General features: G+C 73.9%; 13 protein-coding genes and 1 pseudogene. 4 read left to right on the forward strand and 10 right to left on the reverse strand.

Annotated features, from left to right (window positions below):
- Window positions 1-341 precede the first annotated feature (341 nt).
- The 3 genes from sucB to AC07AZ_RS10050 form a co-directional block, all read right to left on the reverse strand.
- A complete protein-coding gene (sucB, locus tag AC07AZ_RS10040) occupies window positions 342-2207 on the reverse strand; it encodes a 2-oxoglutarate dehydrogenase, E2 component, dihydrolipoamide succinyltransferase (protein WP_478845729.1) in 1866 nt (621 codons plus the stop codon).
- 74 nt (window positions 2208-2281) lie between these two features.
- A complete protein-coding gene (lpdA, locus tag AC07AZ_RS10045) occupies window positions 2282-3670 on the reverse strand; it encodes a dihydrolipoyl dehydrogenase (RefSeq protein WP_478845731.1) in 1389 nt (462 codons plus the stop codon).
- A 272-nt stretch (window positions 3671-3942) separates the two neighbouring features.
- Complete coding sequence (locus AC07AZ_RS10050; protein WP_478845733.1) at window positions 3943-5484, reverse strand: leucyl aminopeptidase; 1542 nt, start codon at window positions 5482-5484, stop codon at window positions 3943-3945.
- A 283-nt stretch (window positions 5485-5767) separates the two neighbouring features.
- Between AC07AZ_RS10050 and AC07AZ_RS10055 the strand changes: the two genes are divergently transcribed.
- On the forward strand, window positions 5768-6553 hold the full coding sequence (locus tag AC07AZ_RS10055) for an endo alpha-1,4 polygalactosaminidase (protein ID WP_478845735.1): 786 nt from the start codon (window positions 5768-5770) through the stop codon (window positions 6551-6553).
- Between the two features lie 31 nt (window positions 6554-6584).
- Here the strand turns inward: AC07AZ_RS10055 and AC07AZ_RS10060 are convergent, their stop codons facing one another.
- Window positions 6585-7367, reverse strand: a complete 783-nt coding sequence (locus AC07AZ_RS10060) for an adenosylcobinamide-GDP ribazoletransferase (protein ID WP_478845737.1) — start codon at window positions 7365-7367, stop codon at window positions 6585-6587.
- Window positions 7368-7449: 82 nt separating this feature from the next.
- Between AC07AZ_RS10060 and AC07AZ_RS10065 the strand changes: the two genes are divergently transcribed.
- Complete coding sequence (locus AC07AZ_RS10065) at window positions 7450-8211, forward strand: hypothetical protein (RefSeq protein WP_478845739.1); 762 nt, start codon at window positions 7450-7452, stop codon at window positions 8209-8211.
- Here AC07AZ_RS10065 and AC07AZ_RS10070 read toward each other — a convergent pair.
- From AC07AZ_RS10070 to cobT, 3 genes and pseudogenes are all read right to left on the reverse strand, one after another.
- On the reverse strand, window positions 8154-8849 hold the full coding sequence (locus AC07AZ_RS10070) for a hypothetical protein (protein WP_478845741.1): 696 nt from the start codon (window positions 8847-8849) through the stop codon (window positions 8154-8156). The genes AC07AZ_RS10065 and AC07AZ_RS10070 overlap by 58 nt on opposite strands.
- A complete protein-coding gene (locus AC07AZ_RS10075; protein ID WP_478845743.1) occupies window positions 8846-10612 on the reverse strand; it encodes a phosphatidylglycerol lysyltransferase domain-containing protein in 1767 nt (588 codons plus the stop codon). Before AC07AZ_RS10075 ends, AC07AZ_RS10070 begins: the two co-directional genes overlap by 4 nt.
- A 394-nt stretch (window positions 10613-11006) precedes the next feature.
- Window positions 11007-12083: pseudogene (gene cobT, locus AC07AZ_RS10080) on the reverse strand (nicotinate-nucleotide--dimethylbenzimidazole phosphoribosyltransferase); the annotation flags it as partial.
- A gap of 157 nt (window positions 12084-12240) precedes the next feature.
- Here cobT and AC07AZ_RS10085 point away from each other — a divergent pair.
- A complete protein-coding gene (locus tag AC07AZ_RS10085; protein WP_478845745.1) occupies window positions 12241-13155 on the forward strand; it encodes a class I SAM-dependent methyltransferase in 915 nt (304 codons plus the stop codon).
- Here AC07AZ_RS10085 and AC07AZ_RS10090 read toward each other — a convergent pair.
- On the reverse strand, window positions 13144-14346 hold the full coding sequence (locus AC07AZ_RS10090) for a bifunctional adenosylcobinamide kinase/adenosylcobinamide-phosphate guanylyltransferase (protein WP_478845747.1): 1203 nt from the start codon (window positions 14344-14346) through the stop codon (window positions 13144-13146). The two genes, AC07AZ_RS10085 and AC07AZ_RS10090, sit on opposite strands and share 12 nt — an antisense overlap.
- Before the next feature lie 112 nt (window positions 14347-14458).
- On the opposite strand from AC07AZ_RS10090, the gene AC07AZ_RS10095 reads away from it, so the two are divergent.
- Window positions 14459-14674, forward strand: a complete 216-nt coding sequence (locus AC07AZ_RS10095; protein ID WP_356047948.1) for a hypothetical protein — start codon at window positions 14459-14461, stop codon at window positions 14672-14674.
- Between the two features lie 61 nt (window positions 14675-14735).
- Here AC07AZ_RS10095 and AC07AZ_RS10100 read toward each other — a convergent pair whose 3' ends face one another.
- Together AC07AZ_RS10100 and AC07AZ_RS10105 are read right to left on the reverse strand one after the other, a co-directional pair.
- Window positions 14736-15437 (reverse strand): class I SAM-dependent methyltransferase, encoded by a 702-nt coding sequence (locus tag AC07AZ_RS10100; protein WP_478845749.1) that lies wholly within the window; start codon window positions 15435-15437, stop codon window positions 14736-14738.
- 83 nt (window positions 15438-15520) lie between these two features.
- On the reverse strand, window positions 15521-16192 hold the full coding sequence (locus AC07AZ_RS10105) for a DUF3043 domain-containing protein (protein WP_478845751.1): 672 nt from the start codon (window positions 16190-16192) through the stop codon (window positions 15521-15523).
- Window positions 16193-16392: the final 200 nt, after the last annotated feature.

The raw sequence follows: 16392 nt of genomic DNA on the forward strand, positions 1-16392 counted from the left end.
GGCCGGGGGCCCGTCCCGGAGGGGCGCACGACGGCGCTTTCCCGCAGGTGAGACGAGACTTACACGCCTGTCACGGCGGTGCTCCCCGTAAAGCCGCCTGCCGGGTCGGCACCCGAGCGGTCATCGCCGTCTCGCCATGCGGAACCGGGAGGCCGCGCAGGGGTTCGCGGCGGCCGGCGGTGCCCGGCCGGAGGCGGATGTGAAGCGGTGCGGCATGCCCCCGGCCGGCCCTGGGCGCCCGCCGGCCGTCGTCACCTGCCGGCGGCCCGGGAAGGCCGCCGGAACGCCGGTGCCCCCGCCCGGAGGATCCCGGACGGGGGCACAACTGCGGCTGGTGAGGGCTACAGGCCGAGCTCGACCTCGAACTCGCCGGCCTCCAGGATCGCCTTGACCGCGGTCAGGTAGCGGGCCGCGTCGGCGCCGTCCACCAGACGGTGGTCGTAGGACAGCGTCAGGTAGGTCATGTCGCGAACGCCGATGACCGTGCCCTCCTCCGTCTCGATGACGGCCGGACGCTTGACCGTCGCGCCGATGCCGAGGATCGCGACCTGGCCCGGCGGCACGATGATCGTGTCGAAGAGCGCACCGCGCGAGCCGGTGTTGCTGATGGTGAAGGTCGCGCCGGACAGCTCGTCCGGAGTGATCTTGTTGCCCCGGACCTTGCCCGCCAGCTCGGCGGTGGCCTTGGCGATCCCGGCGATGTTGAGGTCGCCCGCGTGCTTGATGACCGGGGTCATCAGGCCCTTCTCGGAGTCCACCGCGATTCCGACGCTCTCGGAGTCGAAGTAGGTGATCGTGCCCTCGGCCTCGTTGATCCGGGCGTTGATGACCGGGTGGGCCTTCAGCGCCTGGGCCGCCGCCTTCACGAAGAACGGCATCGGGGAGAGCTTGACGCCCTCGCGCGCCGCGAAGGAGTCCTTGGCCTGGTTGCGCAGGCGCATCAGGCGGGTCACGTCGACCTCGACGACCGAGGACAGCTGCGCCTGCTCGTGCAGCGCCTTGACCATGTTGTCGCCGATGACCTTGCGGATGCGCGGCATCTTGACCGTCTGGCCGCGCAGCGGCGAGGCCTCCAGCGCGGGCGCCTTCCGGGCGGCCGGAGCGGCGGCGGCCGGAGCCGGAGCCGCGGCGGCCGCCTTCGCCGCCTCGGCGGCGGCGACGACGTCCTGCTTGCGGATACGGCCGCCGACGCCGGAGCCCTTGACGCCGGCCAGGTCGACGCCGTTCTCGGCGGCGAGCTTGCGCACCAGCGGGGTCACGTACGCGCCGTCGTCACCGGAGGTCGCGGCGGGTGCCGCGGCCGGGGTGACGGGGGCGGGCGCGGGAGCGGCCGGGGCCGGCTCGGGAGCCGGGGTGACCTGCTGCTGCGGGGCCGGAGCCGCGGGCGCCTGCGGGGCCGGAGCGGGGGCGGCCGGAGCCGGAGCCGCGGGGGCCGGAGCGGCCGGAGCCGCGGGGGCGGCCGGAGCGGGCGCCGGGGCCTCGGCGGCGGGGGCCGGAGCCGGGGCGGCGGGGGCCGGAGCGGCCGCGGGAGCGGCACCAGGGGCGCCGATCACGGCCAGCTTGGCGCCGACCTCGGCCGTCTCGTCCTCGCCGACCGTGATCTCCAGCAGCACACCGGAGGTGGGCGCCGGGATCTCGGTGTCGACCTTGTCCGTGGAGACCTCGAGCAGCGGCTCGTCGGCCTCGACGGAGTCCCCGACCTCCTTCAGCCACCGGGTGACGGTGCCCTCGGTGACGGACTCGCCGAGCGCGGGCAGGACGACGTCCGTGCCCTCGGCGGAGCCGCCGCCGGACGCGGCCTCGGCGGTGGGAGCCGGGGCCGGAGCCGCCTGCTCGGTGGACGGCTGGGCGGCCGGAGCCGGCTCGGGGGCCGGAGGGGCCACCTCCTCGGCGGCCGGGGCCTGCTCGGCGGCGGGGGCCTGCTCGGCGGCGGGGGCCTGCTCGGCGGCGGGGGCCTCGGCCGCACCGGTGCCGTCGTCGATGACGGCCAGCTCGGCGCCGACCTCGACGGTCTCGTCCTCGGCGACCTTGATGGAGGCCAGGACGCCGGCTGCGGGAGAGGGGATCTCGGTGTCGACCTTGTCGGTCGACACCTCGAGCAGCGGCTCGTCGGCCTCGACGCGCTCGCCCTCTGCCTTCAGCCAGCGGGTGACAGTGCCCTCGGTGACGCTCTCACCGAGCGCCGGAAGGGTTACGGAAACCGCCATGGTTTCGGTTGCTCCTTACGGAAGTGCGGAAGTCTGTGTCGTCGCGTGGATTCGCGCGTCCGTTGACCGAAGGCTCAGTCGTGGGAGTGGAGGGGCTTGCCGGCCAGGGCCAGGTGGGCCTCGCCGAGTGCCTCGTTCTGCGTCGGGTGGGCGTGGATGAGCTGGGCGACCTCGGCGGGCAGCGCTTCCCAGTTGTAGATCAGCTGGGCCTCGCCGACCTGCTCGCCCATGCGGTCGCCGACCATGTGGACGCCGACCACGGCACCGTCCTTCACCTGGACGAGCTTGATCTCGCCCGACGTGTTGAGGATCTTGCTCTTGCCGTTGCCCGCGAGGTTGTACTTCAGCGCGACGACCTTGTCCGCGCCGTAGATCTCCTTGGCCTTGGCCTCGGTGATGCCCACGGAGGCGACCTCGGGGTGGCAGTACGTCACCCGCGGCACGCCGTCGTAGTCGATCGGAACGGTCTTCAGACCGGCCAGACGCTCCGCCACCAGGATGCCCTCGGCGAAGCCGACGTGCGCGAGCTGGAGCGTGGGGACCAGGTCACCGACGGCGGAGATGGTCGGGACGTTCGTGCGCATGTACTCGTCGACCAGGACGTAGCCGCGGTCCATCGCGACGCCCTGCTCCTCGTAGCCGAGGCCCTGGGAGACCGGACCGCGGCCGACGGCGACGAGGAGGAGCTCCGCCTCGAACTCCTTGCCGTCGGCGAGGGTGACCTTCACGCCGTCCTGGGTGTACTCGGCCTTCGAGAAGAAGGTGCCCAGGTTGAACTTGATGCCGCGCTTGCGGAACGCGCGCTCGAGGAGCTTGGAGGAGTTCTCGTCCTCGAGCGGGGCGAGGTGCTTGAGGCCCTCGACGATGGTGATGTCCGTCCCGAAGGACTTCCAGGCGGAGGCGAACTCGACGCCGATGACACCGCCGCCGAGGACGATCGCCGACTTCGGCACCCGGTCCAGGACGAGGGCGTGGTCCGAGGAGATGATGCGGTTGCCGTCGATCTCCAGGCCCGGCAGCGACTTCGGCACGGAGCCGGTCGCCAGCAGGACGTGACGGCCCTGCACGCGCCGGCCGTCCACGTCGACGGAGGTGGGGGAGGACAGCCGGCCCTCACCCTCGATGTAGGTGACCTTGCGGGAGGCGATGAGCCCCTGCAGCCCCTTGTACAGGCCGGAGACGACACCGTCCTTGTACTTGTGGACGGCGGGGACGTCGATGCCCTCGAAGGTGGCCTTGACGCCGAACTGCTCGCTCTCGCGGGCCTGGTCGGCGATCTCGCCCGCGTGCAGCAGGGCCTTGGTGGGGATGCATCCCCGGTGCAGGCAGGTGCCGCCGACCTTGTCCTTCTCGATCAGGGCGACGTCCAGGCCCAGCTGCGCCCCGCGCAGGGCCGCGGCGTAACCACCGCTACCACCGCCGAGGATCACTAGGTCGAAAACGGTGCTGGCGTCGTTCGCCACGTCACGTCCTCCATGCTGTGCGCCGTACGCCGGGCACCTTGTCCCTTGCGGGTGGTTGACCGGTCGGTCGGCTGGTGTCCGGCCGCTCTTTCTTCGGCCCTGTGGTGGGGGCCCTGTCCTGCCGAGCCCCATCTTCGCACTTGTCAGGGGTGGACGAGACGCCGGGATGGTGTGTGAGACGCCCCACGTCCACCGGGAGCCGGACGAACGGGCGGCGGGGCCTCGCGCTACCCGCGTGCGAGGCCCCGCCGTCACTTCCGGTCCGACGCGGGTCAGCCCAGGTCGCCGGCCGCGGTCAGCTCGGCCAGCCGCACCAGCGTCCGCACCGCGCTGCCCGTACCGCCCTTGGGGGTGTAACCGAACGGTCCGCCCTCGTTGTAGGCCGGCCCCGCGATGTCCAGGTGCGCCCAGGTGATCCCCTCACCCACGAACTCGCGCAGGAACAGTCCGGCGACCAGACCGCCGCCCATCCGCTCGCCCATGTTGGCGATGTCGGCGGTGGGGGAGTCCATGCCCTTGCGCAGGTGCTCCGGCAGCGGCATCGGCCACGCCGGCTCGCCGACCTCCTCCGCGGCCTCCAGGACCGTGGAGCGGAACGCGTCGTCGTTCGCCATGATGCCGAACGTACGGCTGCCGAGCGCCAGCACCATCGCACCGGTCAGGGTCGCGACGTCCACGATGGCGTCCGGTGTCTCCTGGGAGGCGGCCCACAGCGCGTCCGCGAGGACCAGACGGCCCTCGGCGTCGGTGTTGAGCACCTCCACCGTCTTGCCGCTGTACATGCGCAGCACGTCACCCGGCCGGGTCGCCGAGCCCGACGGCATGTTCTCCGCCAGCGCCAGCCAGCCGGTGACGTTGACCTCCAGGCCGAGCCGGGCGGCGGCGACGACCGCGGCGAACACGGCGGCCGCGCCGCTCATGTCGCACTTCATCGTCTCGTTGTGCCCGGCCGGCTTGAGCGAGATGCCGCCCGAGTCGTAGGTGATGCCCTTGCCGACGAAGGCGAGGTGCTTGGCCGCCTTGGAGTGCGTGTACGACAGCTTCACCAGACGGGGAGCCGCGGCGGAGCCCACGCCCACGCCGAGGATGCCGCCGTAGCCGCCCTTCTCCAGCGCCTTCTCGTCGAGCACCTGCACCTTGATGCCGTGCTCCTTGGCCGCGGCCTGCGCCAGGGCGGCGAACGACTGCGGGTTGAGGTCGTTCGGCGGGGTGTTGATCAGGTCGCGGGCGCGGTTCAGCTCCTGGGACACGGCGGTGGCGCGCTCGACCGCGGCCTTGAACGCCTTGTCGCGGGGCTTGCCGCCGAGCAGGGTGACCTCGGCCAGCGGGGCCTTGTTGCTCTTGCCCTTGGCGGCCTTGTCCGCGCCGGTGCCCTTGTAGGTGTCGAAGGAGTACGCGCCGAGCAGCGCGCCCTCGGCGACCGCGCCGGCGTCGGCGGGGTCGGTGAGCGGCAGGGCGAAGGCGGCCTTCCTGGCGCCGAAGAGGGCGCGGGCGGCGACACCGGCCGCGCGCCGCAGCGCCTCGGCGTCGTAGGTCTCGTCCTTCTCGGGCTCCTCGCCCAGGCCCACCGCGACCACGAGCGGCGTCTTGAAGCCGGACGGGGCCGGCAGCTTCGTCACCTCGCCCTCGGCCCCGGAGGCTCCGAGGGTCTCCAGGACGCCGGCGAGCCTGCCGTCGTACGCCTTGTCCACGGCCTCGGCGCCCGGCGCGACGACGAGCTCGGAGCCGCCCTTCGGGCTCTTGGCGACACCGATCACGATCGCGTCGGCCCGCAGACCGGGCACCGCGGCGGTGCTGAGAGTGAGAGCAGTCACGGTGGTGAAATCTCGCTTCCGTTGAGTGAAGTAGCGGTGGCCGATCGGGATGGGTCGGCCGGGCCCGGCATCCGACCTTGTTTCCGGCCTCGGACGAGGTCCGCGAGCGGGCGGGCGGACGCCCGGCACGAGCCTACGCTCGGCCCGGGCCCCGATCACCCCGGCAGGGCCCCCGACCACCCCTCGCCGCGACCGCGGACCCCCACCCGGCGGCCCCCGGCCACCCGGCGCGGGCGTCGGCGATCATCGGGGGAGAACGTCGTCGCCGACCCTGGAGCCCCCGTTGAGACGCGTCCCCCTCACCGTCGCCGCCCTGCTCCTGCTGTCGGCGGCCTGCGCAGGCCCCACCGACGACGGTCGGCCGTCCGCTGAACGCTGGCGTCCGCGCCCGGGGGTCGCCTGGCAGTGGCAGCTCAGCGGCCGGCTCGACACCTCCGTCGACGTGCCCGTCTACGACATCGACGGCTTCGACCACTCCCGGGCCGCGGTGGCCGGCCTGCACCGCGCCGGCCGCAGGGTCATCTGCTACGTCTCCACCGGCGCCTGGGAGGACTTCCGCCCGGACGCGGGGAAGTTCCCCCGCTCGGTGCTCGGCCGGGGCAACGGCTGGAAGGGCGAGCGCTGGCTCGACATCCGCCGCACCGACGTACTGCAACCCCTGATGGCGGCCCGCCTCGACCTGTGCCGGACCAAGGGCTTCGACGCGGTCGAGCCGGACAACATGGACGGCTACCGCAACCGTACGGGCTTCGACCTGTCGGCCCGCGACCAGGTGCGCTACAACCGGCTGATCGCGAAGCTGGCCCACGACCGGGGCATGGCGGTCGGCCTGAAGAACGACCTGGACCAGATCCCCGACCTGGTGGGGGACTTCGACTTCGCGGTCAACGAACAGTGCGCCCAGTACGGCGAGTGCGCCGACCTGAAGCCGTTCGTCGCCGCGGACAAGGCGGTCTTCCACGTCGAGTACGAACTGCCCGTCGGCCGCTTCTGCGCCGACTCCCGCCGCCTGAAGCTGAGTTCGATGCTCAAGAAGTACGACCTGGGGGCCTGGCGGAAGGCGTGCTGAGCTCGGTCCCGCCCGCGCCCGGGTCCCCGCCTCACCCGAGGCAGAGCACCAGCAGGGCCGTGGTGGCCGCCGTCTCCGCGAGCCCCCCGAACACGTCCCCGGTCACCCCGCCGAACCGCCGGGTGCAGTGCCGCAGCAGGAGTTCGGCCACGCCGGCGGCCACGAGCACCGCGAGCGCGGCCCGGACCGCGTCCCACACCCCGAGGAACGCGCCCCCGGCCGCCGCGGCGGCGGTCACCGCCAACGCCGCCACCACCGCGCCGCCCGCCGGCACCACCCCCGCCACCGCCGCGCCCAGGCCCTCCGGCCGGGCGGCCGGCACCCCGGCGCGGGCGGCCAGGGTCAGGGCCAGCCGGGCCGCGGTCGCCGAGACGAGGGCCGCGAGCGCGCCCCGGGCCCACGAGCCGTCGTAGAGCTGGGCGAGCGCGGCGACCTGGGCGAGCAGCACGAGGACGAGGGTGAGGACGCCGAAGGGCCCGATGTCCGACTGCTTCATGATCCGCAGGGCGTCCTCGGCGGGCTTGCCGCTGCCGAGCCCGTCCGCGGTGTCGGCGAGCCCGTCCAGGTGCAGGCCGCGGGTGAGGGCGGCCGGTACGGCGGCGGTGGCGACGGCGGCGAGCGGGGCGCCCGCGCCCAGGGACAGCAGCAGGAGACCGACGGCCGCCGCACCCGCGCCGACGGCCAGGCCCACCAGCGGGGCGCTCAGCATGCCGCCGCGGGCGGCCTCCCGGTCCCAGCGGGTCACCCGGACCGGCAGCGCGGTGAGGGTGCCGAACGCGAAGCGGAGGCCGTCCGGCCAGGGGGTCTTGGACACCGGCGCAGGTTACCCGGCGGTCGCGAGGGCGCCCGTGGCGGCGGGGGATGGCGTCGGCGAGGGGCAAGGATAAAGTGATCATATGGGACATTGGTTGCAGCGGAACATCGTAGAGCCGGGCAAGCTGCCCCTGCTCCTCGCCCTCACGGCCTTCGTCCTGACCTTCCTGGTCACCCGGGTCATCACCCGTTTGATCCGGGCGGGCAAGGGGCCGTTCGGCAACGTCAGCGCCGGCGGGGTGCACATCCACCACGTGGTCCCCGGCGTCGTGCTCACCGTCGTCGGCGGCTTCGGCGCGGTCGCCAGCGGCCGGCAGGGCTTCGGCTCGGGCCTGGCCGCGGTCGTCTTCGGCATCGGCGCCGGCCTGGTCCTGGACGAGTTCGCGCTGATCCTGCACCTCGACGACGTCTACTGGACCGAGGCCGGCCGGCAGAGCGTCGAGGTCGTGGTGGTCACGGCCGCCCTGGTCGGCCTGCTGCTCGCGGGCTTCCTGCCGTTCGGCGTCAACGACCTGTCCGCCGAGGAACTGCACGACCGCGGCGCCGCCGTCCTCAGCGTCGCCGTCAACTTCGCCTTCTCCCTGCTCGCCCTGAGCAAGGGCAAGGGGCGTACCGCGATCTTCGGCGTGGTCGTGCCGGTCGTCGCCCTGGTCGGCGCGATCCGCCTGGCCCGCCCCGGCTCCCCGTGGGCCAGGCGTTTCTACCGCCGCCGCCCGCGCGCCCGCGCCCGGTCCACCCTGCGCGTCTACCGCCACGACCGCCGCTGGGCCGGTCCCCGCCGCCGGCTTCAGGACCTGATCGGCGGCAGGCCCGACGAGCCGGTGGTGCCCGCCCTGCGCCGGTGACGCGGCCCCGGCACCGCGCACAGCGCCAGCGCCGCCGCGATCGCCGCCAGATGCTCCTTGCCGGCCAGGTTCCCCTTCAGCAGCACCTCGACGATCATCGCCACGACCACCCCGGCCGCCGTGACGTACGCCCCGTGGCGCACCCCGAGGAACACCGCGAGGCCCACCACCGCGGCCGACGGGCCGGTGTCCACGACCCGCGCGTCCGAACCGGGCAGCCCGAACAGCCCGTCGGGGCCCAGCCAGATGCCCACCCGCGCGAACAGCGTCCCGGCGAGCGTGGCGAGGTAGGCGACGGTGAGCGTCCGCCACCAGCCGAGGCAGATCTCCGCGATCCCGAACACGAACAGGATCTGCGCCAGCGCCCCCCACACCGGCAGGTCGAGCGCGGGCACGAACAGCGACAGGGGAGTGCGCAGCAGGGCGAGCCACAGCGGCTCCCGGGCTTGTACGGCCCCGGCGTTCTGGACGAGTGCGTAGCCCCAGGACTGGTTCTGCGCCACCTGCACGGCCGCTGTCAGGCACACCGCTCCGAGCGTCATCGGGACCGCCCGCCACCTCCGCTCGACCAGCGGCCCGCGCACGGTGACGTACAGCGGTCCCCACTCGGCGCGGGCCCGGCGGGCGAGGGCGTTCATCCACGGGTCTCCAGGTGCTTGCGGTGCAGCCACTTCGGCAGCCCCGGCGCTTCCAGGAACCCCTCCGCGCGCGCCGACGCGATGGCGATGCGCGGCAGGTCCGCGCTCTTCTCGAAGAGCAGGAACCGCGGCTCCCAGATGGGCCGGTACTTGGCGTTGGCGCGGTACAGCGACTCGATCTGCCACCAGCGCGAGAAGAAGCTGAGCAGTGACCGCCACAGCCTCAGCACCGGCCCGGCGCCGAGGCGTGCGCCACGTTCGAAGACCGAACGGAACATCGCGAAGTTGAGTGAGACCTGAGTGATCCCCGTCTCCCGGGCCCGGCGCAGGAGGTCGATGACCATGAACTCCATGAGTCCGTTGTCGGCGTCGCGGTCGCGCCGCATCAGGTCGAGGGACAGTCCCCGCGGCCCCCACGGCACGAAGGACAGCAGCGCCTTCAACTCGCCCTGGGCGTCGGTGCATTCGAGCATCACGCACTGCCCGTCCGCCGGGTCCCCGAGGCGTCCCAGCGCCATGCTGAAGCCGCGTTCGGTGGCCCCGTCGCGCCAGTCGTCCGCGCGCCGGACCAGATACGCCCGCTCGTCGGCCGGGATGTCCTCGTGGCGGCGGATGCGCACGCTGTACCCGGCGCGTCTCACCCGGTTGTAGGCCTGCCGCACGGTCCGCATCGCCCGCCCCTCCAGGGTGAACTCGGCCACCTCCACGAGGGCTTCGTCGCCCAGTTCGAGGGCGTCCAGGCCGTGCCGGGCGTACACCGTCCCGGCCTCCTCGCCGGCCCCCATCACGGCTGGGATCCAGCCGTGCGCCCGCGCCTCGGCGAGCCAGGGCGCGATCGCGCCGGGCCAGGCCTCCGGGTCGCCGAGCGGGTCACCGGAGGCCAGCGACACCCCGCCGACGACGCGGTAGGCGACGGCCGCCTTGCCGGTCGGCGACCAGACGACGCTCTTCTCCCGGCGCAGCGCGAAGTAACCGAGCGAGTCGCGGTCGCCGTGGCGTTCCAGCAGGGCCCGCAGTCGCTTCTCGTCGTCCTCGGTGAGCGGGTCGACGGCGCGCCGGGAGCGGAAGGCGGCGTAGAGGACGGCGAGGACGAGGACCGTACTGAGGACGTTGACGGCGACGTTGACCCAGTTCGGCGTCGAGATACCGGGGTAGTGGGAGTCGTCGGCGGCGACCGAGACCAGCCGCAGCGTGCCGTAGCGCCAGCGCTCCGCGAACCTCGAACGGTGGGCGTCGTCCGCCTGGTTGGTGGCCGTCACCAGCAGCGCGGCGAGCAGCGAGGACACCGAGAGGCCGCCCACCGCGACGGCCGCGGCCAGTCTCGGGTTGGACCGGTCGCCCTTGGCGTAGAACTCCCGCCGGCCGAGCAGGAGGGCGGCGACGAAGGCGGCGGTGAGGGCGAGGGAGACCCAGTTCTGCGCGTACCGCCGCATCTCCGGGAAGGTCATGGCGAAGCCGAACAGCGCGAGGAACGGCCCGCCGAGCGCGAGGTTCAGGATCCACGCGGCCCGTTTGCGCCGCCGCATGGTGATGGCGAGGAACGCCGTGAACACCCCGGAGGCGAAGCCGGCCGTCAGCAGGTACGGCGTGAAGAGGTTCTCCTGGTTGTGGCGCCGCACGTCCTGCCCCAGGGAGACCCACACCGCACTGAGGAAGTTGACGAACGCGACCGCCCGCAGGTACCAGACGGCGAAGGCGGCGGCCCGCCGCGGGACAGCGGTGGGCCGGTGGTCCCGAACGGGCGCAACGTGGGCATCTTCCATGAAGGGTGATCATATGGGTGCCGTTGCGGCGAACGTCCGTTTTGGGTCGCCGGGCACGGCTCGGCCCCGGTGATTACTCCTTCGGCTCCGCCGGTGCCGCGGAATCCCTCGTCTCGCCGGCCTCGGACGCCTTCGCGAACTCCCTGAGCTCCGCGAAGGCGTCCGGCTCCGCCCGCACGCCGGCCTCCGCGGCCTCTTCGATCGTCCCGGACCCATCCGCCGGCTTGCCGGCGCCTCCCACCGGCCGCGCGGACCCGTCGGCCGCGTGGCCGGTGGGCTGCGGCCTCGTGGAAGCCGGGTCGGCGGAGCGCGGCTCCGCGGAAGCCTCGGCCTCCTCCCCGACGGGGGACCGTGACTCCCGGGGCGCCTCGGTTCCCTCCTCGACGGACCGCGGCTCGCCGGATCCGGTCTCCGCCGGCTCACCGCCGGAAGTCTCCGGCAGTTCCGCGGCCAGGGCCGCCGCGGCCTGGACCAGGGGCAGTGCCAGCAGGGCGCCCGCGCCTTCCCCGACCGTCACCCCGTGGTCCAGCAGCGGTTCGAGCGCCATCCGGTCGAGCGCCTTGCCCTGACCCGGCTCCCCGCTGTTCTGGCCGGCCAGCCACCAGTCCGGCGCCCGGAACGCGATCCGCTGCGCCACCAGCGCGCAGGCGGCCACCACGACCCCGTCCAGGATCACCGGCAGCTTCCGCACCGCGCTCTGCAGCAGGAAGCCCGTGATCGCCGTCAGGTCGGCGCCGCCCACCGTCGCCAGCAACTGGAGCTGGTCCCCGAGCACGGGCCGGGCCCGCCGCAACGCGTCCCGGATCGCCGCGCACTTGCGCATCCACGCCAGGTCGTCGATCGCGAGCCCGCCCCGCCCGGTCACCACGGACGCGTCGGTCCCGCACAGCGCGGCGATCAGCACGCCCGCTGCGGTCGTCCCGCCCACGCTCACATCGCCGAGCACCACAAGATCCGTACCGGAGTCGGCCTCCTCGTCGGCGACCGCGGCGCCGGCCCGGAAGGCGGCCTCCGCCTCCTCGGCGGTCAGCGCGTCCTCCAGGTCGATCCGTCCGCTGCCGCGCCGCACCCGGTGCCGTACGACCTCGGCGGGCAGGGTGGCGGGGTCGCAGTCCAGTGCCATGTCGACGACCCGCACCGGCACCCCGAGGCGCCGGGCGAGCACGGACACCGGACGCGCGCCCTCCAGCACCTCGCGCACCAGCCGTCCCGCGGTGCCCGCCGGCCGTGCGGAGACGCCGAGTTCGGCGATCCCGTGGTCTCCGGCGAAGAGCACCACCCGGGGCCGCTCGATCGGCCGCACCGGCACGGACGACTGCGCCGCCGCCAGCCACTCACCCAGGTCGTCCAGGCGGCCCAGCGCCCCGGGAGGCACGACCTGACGCTCCCGACGCGCCTCGGCGTCGCGGCGCACCCCGCCGTCGGGGCGCTCGATCAGATCGGTGAAGTCGTCGAGATTAAGCGAGCTCATTCGCCGAACAGTACCGGCCCCCATCGAACAGGACGGCGCCACATGGCCACCACGCCTCCCACGCGTCGTTGCACCCGGGATCACGATCCCATACGTTCCCATTTGCACTGGATTGTCGTACGACCTGCCGTACGGCCCGCGCACCCGGGAGCCGCCCATGTCCGCACCCTCCGTACCGTCCACCCCCTCCGGAGCACCGGCGTCCTCCGCGCCCCCGGCGCCCACCGCACCGCCGGAGCCCTCCGCCACCGCGACCGGTCCCGCCCTGCCCCGGGTGTACGAGCCGCACCGGGAGGACTGCCCCTGGTGCGCGTCGCGACGGCTGCGCGGCCCGGGCGCTCTCGCCGTCGACGAGTGCCGGGACTGCGGTCACCTGTTCCACAACCCCCGGCTCACCGCGCGGAGCCTCACCGCCCGCCTCGGGGACGCCGCCGAAGGGCGGGGCGCGGTCCGGCGTCACCGCTCGGCCGCCCGCGCGATGCTGCCGTTCCCGGAGCCGGAGAGCTGGCTCGACGTCGGCGCGGGCCGGGCCCACTTCGCGGCGGTGGCCAAGGAGTTGTTCCCGTACACGTCCTTCGACGGCCTCGACCCCACCGCCCGCGTGGAACAGGCGCGCGCGGCCGGACGGCTGGAGGAGGCGTACGTGGGCCCGCTGACGGACCCGCACCTCGTGGCCCGGCTGCGCGGCCGCTACGACGTGGTCAGCATGTTCCACCACCTGCAGCGCGCCCCCGACCCCCGCGAGGAACTCCGCGCCGCCCTCGCGGTCCTGCGGCCGGGCGGCCACCTGCTGCTCGAACTCCTCGACCCGCACAGCGTGCCGGCCACCCTGCTGCGTCCCTGGTGGCTGCCCCGCACCCAGGCCCGCGCCGTCCACCTGATCCCCCCGGCCAACCTGCGGGCGGTACTGGAGGCCCGGGGCTGCACGGTCCTCACCCCGGACCACCGTGCCCGTCTGGCCCCCGTGTACCGGCTCGTCGCCCGCAAGGCGACCCGGATGACCCGGGCGGTACCCACCCGGGTCACGGCGGACCCGGCGGCCTCCCGGGCCGCCCCCGGCTCACCCTCGTAGCGTCACCGCCTGGCCCGCCACCACCAGCAGGACGTGCTCGCACTCGGTGGCGAACGCGGCGTTCAGGCGGCCCAGTTCGTCCCGGTAGCGGCGGCCGGACGCCGTGGCCGGCACGATCCCCGAGCCGACCTCGTTCGACACGGCGACCAGGGTGCGCCGGGTGGCCCGCACCGCCTCCGTCAGCTCACGCACCCGTTCCCGCAGCGCACGTTCGCCGCCGTCCGCCCACTGCGCGTCGTCCCACGCCCCGGCGGAGTCCATCGCGTCCGTCAGCCACAGCGACAGACAGTCGACCAGCAGCGGCGGCCCGTCCTGGGCCAACAGCGGTACCAGGTCGCAGGTTTCGGACGTACGCCAGGAACCGGGCCGACGCTCCCGGTGGACCGCGACCCGCGAGGCCCACTCGGTGTCCCCGCCGCGGGTGCCACCCGTCGCCACGTACAGCACGTCCGGGAAGGCCTCCAGCCGGCGCTCGGCCTCCACCGACTTCCCCGACCGGGCCCCGCCCAGCACCAGCGTCCGCCGCGGCACGTCCGGTACGTCCTCGTAGACGCCCACCGTCAGGGTCGTCCCGTCGGGCACGGCCCGCGCGCCCGCCGCGGCCAGCCGCCGCCGCGACTCGGACCCCGGCGGCACGTCGTGGTCCAGGTGCACGGCGACCACGTCCGTGGCCGGCCCGAGCGCGCCCACCGCGCGCAGCCGCGCCAGCGCGTCCGGCCGCCCCACCACGTCCACGAGGACCATGTCGTACGCCTCGTCGGACCGCCCCTCCAGTCCGGCCGGCGCGCCGCCGGGCGGCAGGTACAGCAGCCGGCGGCCGTCGGGACCGGTCACCGCGTAGCCGGTGCCCGGCGCGTCCATCGCCACCGCCCGCACCCGATGACCCGTCAGCAGCGCCAACTCCCGCCCGTCGGGCACCCGGCCGGGCTGCGGCAGCCCGGCCGGCACCTCGACCGCCGGCCCGTTGTGCGGATGCGTCAGCAGCACCTGCCGTACGCCCGTCAGCGAGTGCCCCGCCCGCGCGGCGGCGAGCGCCGCGCCGGGCGTCAGGTCCAGCAGCAGCGTGCCGTCCACGAGCAGCGCGGTCGCCGCCCGCGCGTACGCGCCGAGCGCGGTCGCACAGGCCGCGCAGGGGCAGTCGGGGCGGGGGAGTCCCGCGGGGGCGCCGGTGCCGAGCAGAGTGAGTTCCACGCCCTGATTTTGGCTTGTCCCAGCAGGTCTTGCGCGTCCGGCTAGGCTCTGAGCGGGAGCCGGACCAAGATCCGGCTTCCGCTCTGCATGTGCTCATACGTTGGAGGCGTACATGGCGGCATGGACGTGGCGGTTCGAGAAGGCCGACGGGGCGGAGGTCCAGCCCTCGGTCGTGCCCGAGGAGTTCACCACGCAGGGGGACGCCGAGTCCTGGATCGGGGAGCACTGGAAGGACCTGCTCGAAGGCGGCGCGGACCAGGTGCGGCTGTTCGAGGACTCCGCGGAGATCTACGGGCCGATGAGCCTGCGCGCGGCCGAGGACGCGTAGCGAGCGGGGCGGCGGTCCCCCGGGGCCGCCGCCCTCCGGCCCCTGGCGCGTCCGGCGACGGTCAGCCCCGTACGCCGCACAGGTGCAGCAGTGCCGCGACCCGGCGGTACGGATCGGTCCGCCCCGCGCGTTCCTCGGCGGCCAGCAGGCTCTCCAGGTCGGCCGGGATCTCAGCCGAGTCGACGGCCGTGTCCGTGAACACCCGCACGCCGTACCACGCCTGCAACGGCGCCCCGATCCCCGCGAGCGTCCCGGTCAGCGTGTCCAGCCGGTCCGCGCGGACGTCCAGCCCGAGCCGGTTGCGGTACGACACCGAGTCGAAGGCGTCCAGCGCGCCCGCCCAGTCACCGGACAGCCCCGGCCGCATGGCCAGCGCGTCCCCGTTGCGCACCAGCAGCGAGAGCAGCCCGCCCGGGGCGAGCATCCGGCCCAGCCCCGCCAGCAGGGCGTCCGGATCCTCGACGTACATGAGCACGCCGTGGCACAGCACGACGTCGAAACTGCCCGGCAGGAAGTGCACCCCGGTGTCCCGGCCGTCGCCCTCGACGATCCGCATCCGCTCCCGGATGCCCTCGGGCTCCCCGGCCAGCGCCTCACGGGCGGCCGCGACCATCCGCGCGTCCTGCTCCAGACCGGTGACCTGGTGCCCGGCCCGGGCCAGCCGCAGGGACTGGGTGCCCTGGCCCATCCCCACGTCGAGCACCCGCAGCCGGCGCCCCACCGGGTACCGGCCGACTATCTGCTCGTCGAGCTGCCGGGCCACCAGCTCCTGCCGTACGACATTGCGCAGACCGCCCAGCCGGCTCAGCCAGGCGTCCGCCGCACCCCCGGAGAACGACGTCGCGCTCAGGGCCGCTCTCCGCGCTTGACCTGCGGCTTCGGCAGCCGGAGGCGACGCATCTGGAGCGAGCGCATCAGGGCGTACGCGACGGCGCCCTTCGTGTTCTGGTCCGCGAAGCGCTCCGCCAGCCGCTTCTTCAGGCGGAAGCCGGTGGCGATCGAGTCGAGCACGATCAGCACGATCACGACGAGCCACAGCAGCAGCGCGATGCTCTGCAGCGAACCCACCCGCACCATGCTCAGCACGAGGATGACCACGGCCATCGGCAGGAAGAACTCGGCCACGTTGAAACGCGAGTCGATGAAGTCACGTGCGAACTTGCGGACCGGGCCCTTGTCACGGGCCGGCAGGTACCGCTCGTCGCCGCCGGCCAACGCCTGGCGCTGCCTGTCCATCTGCGCACGGCGCTCGTCGCGCTGGCGCTTGGCGGCGTCCTTGCGCGTCGTCGGCGTCGTGGCGACGCTGCGACGCTGGGACTGGGCCTCACTGCGCTTGGGCGTGGGGCGGCCCTTGGGGGCCTGCGGATGACGGGGCTGAGTGGAGTCGGTCACCGCCGCCTTGGCGGCGGGGCCCTTCTCTTCCTTGGCGCGGCTACGGAACACAAAACCCAAGGGTACGGGGTGCGAGGGCATGGACCCCAGCCCGCTGGGGAACGATCCGGCAACACCAGTCGTCATGAAGGGGGCAGAGGGGACGTTGCACGCGCTTCCGCCCGCCGGTGTCCGAGGTGTCCCTGAGAGACCCCCCGGGTTTCCCCGGGAGACACCTACTCCCTACGCCGGAGCGGGAGGGCACGCAGTCGTCCTTGGGGAGGACCACATCCGTCCCCGAACAGTGCGGTAATGGATGCAGGGCCCGTACTGTGGGTTCTGTCGCA

It is taken from the genome of Streptomyces sp. NPDC043878, from assembly GCF_056435735.1.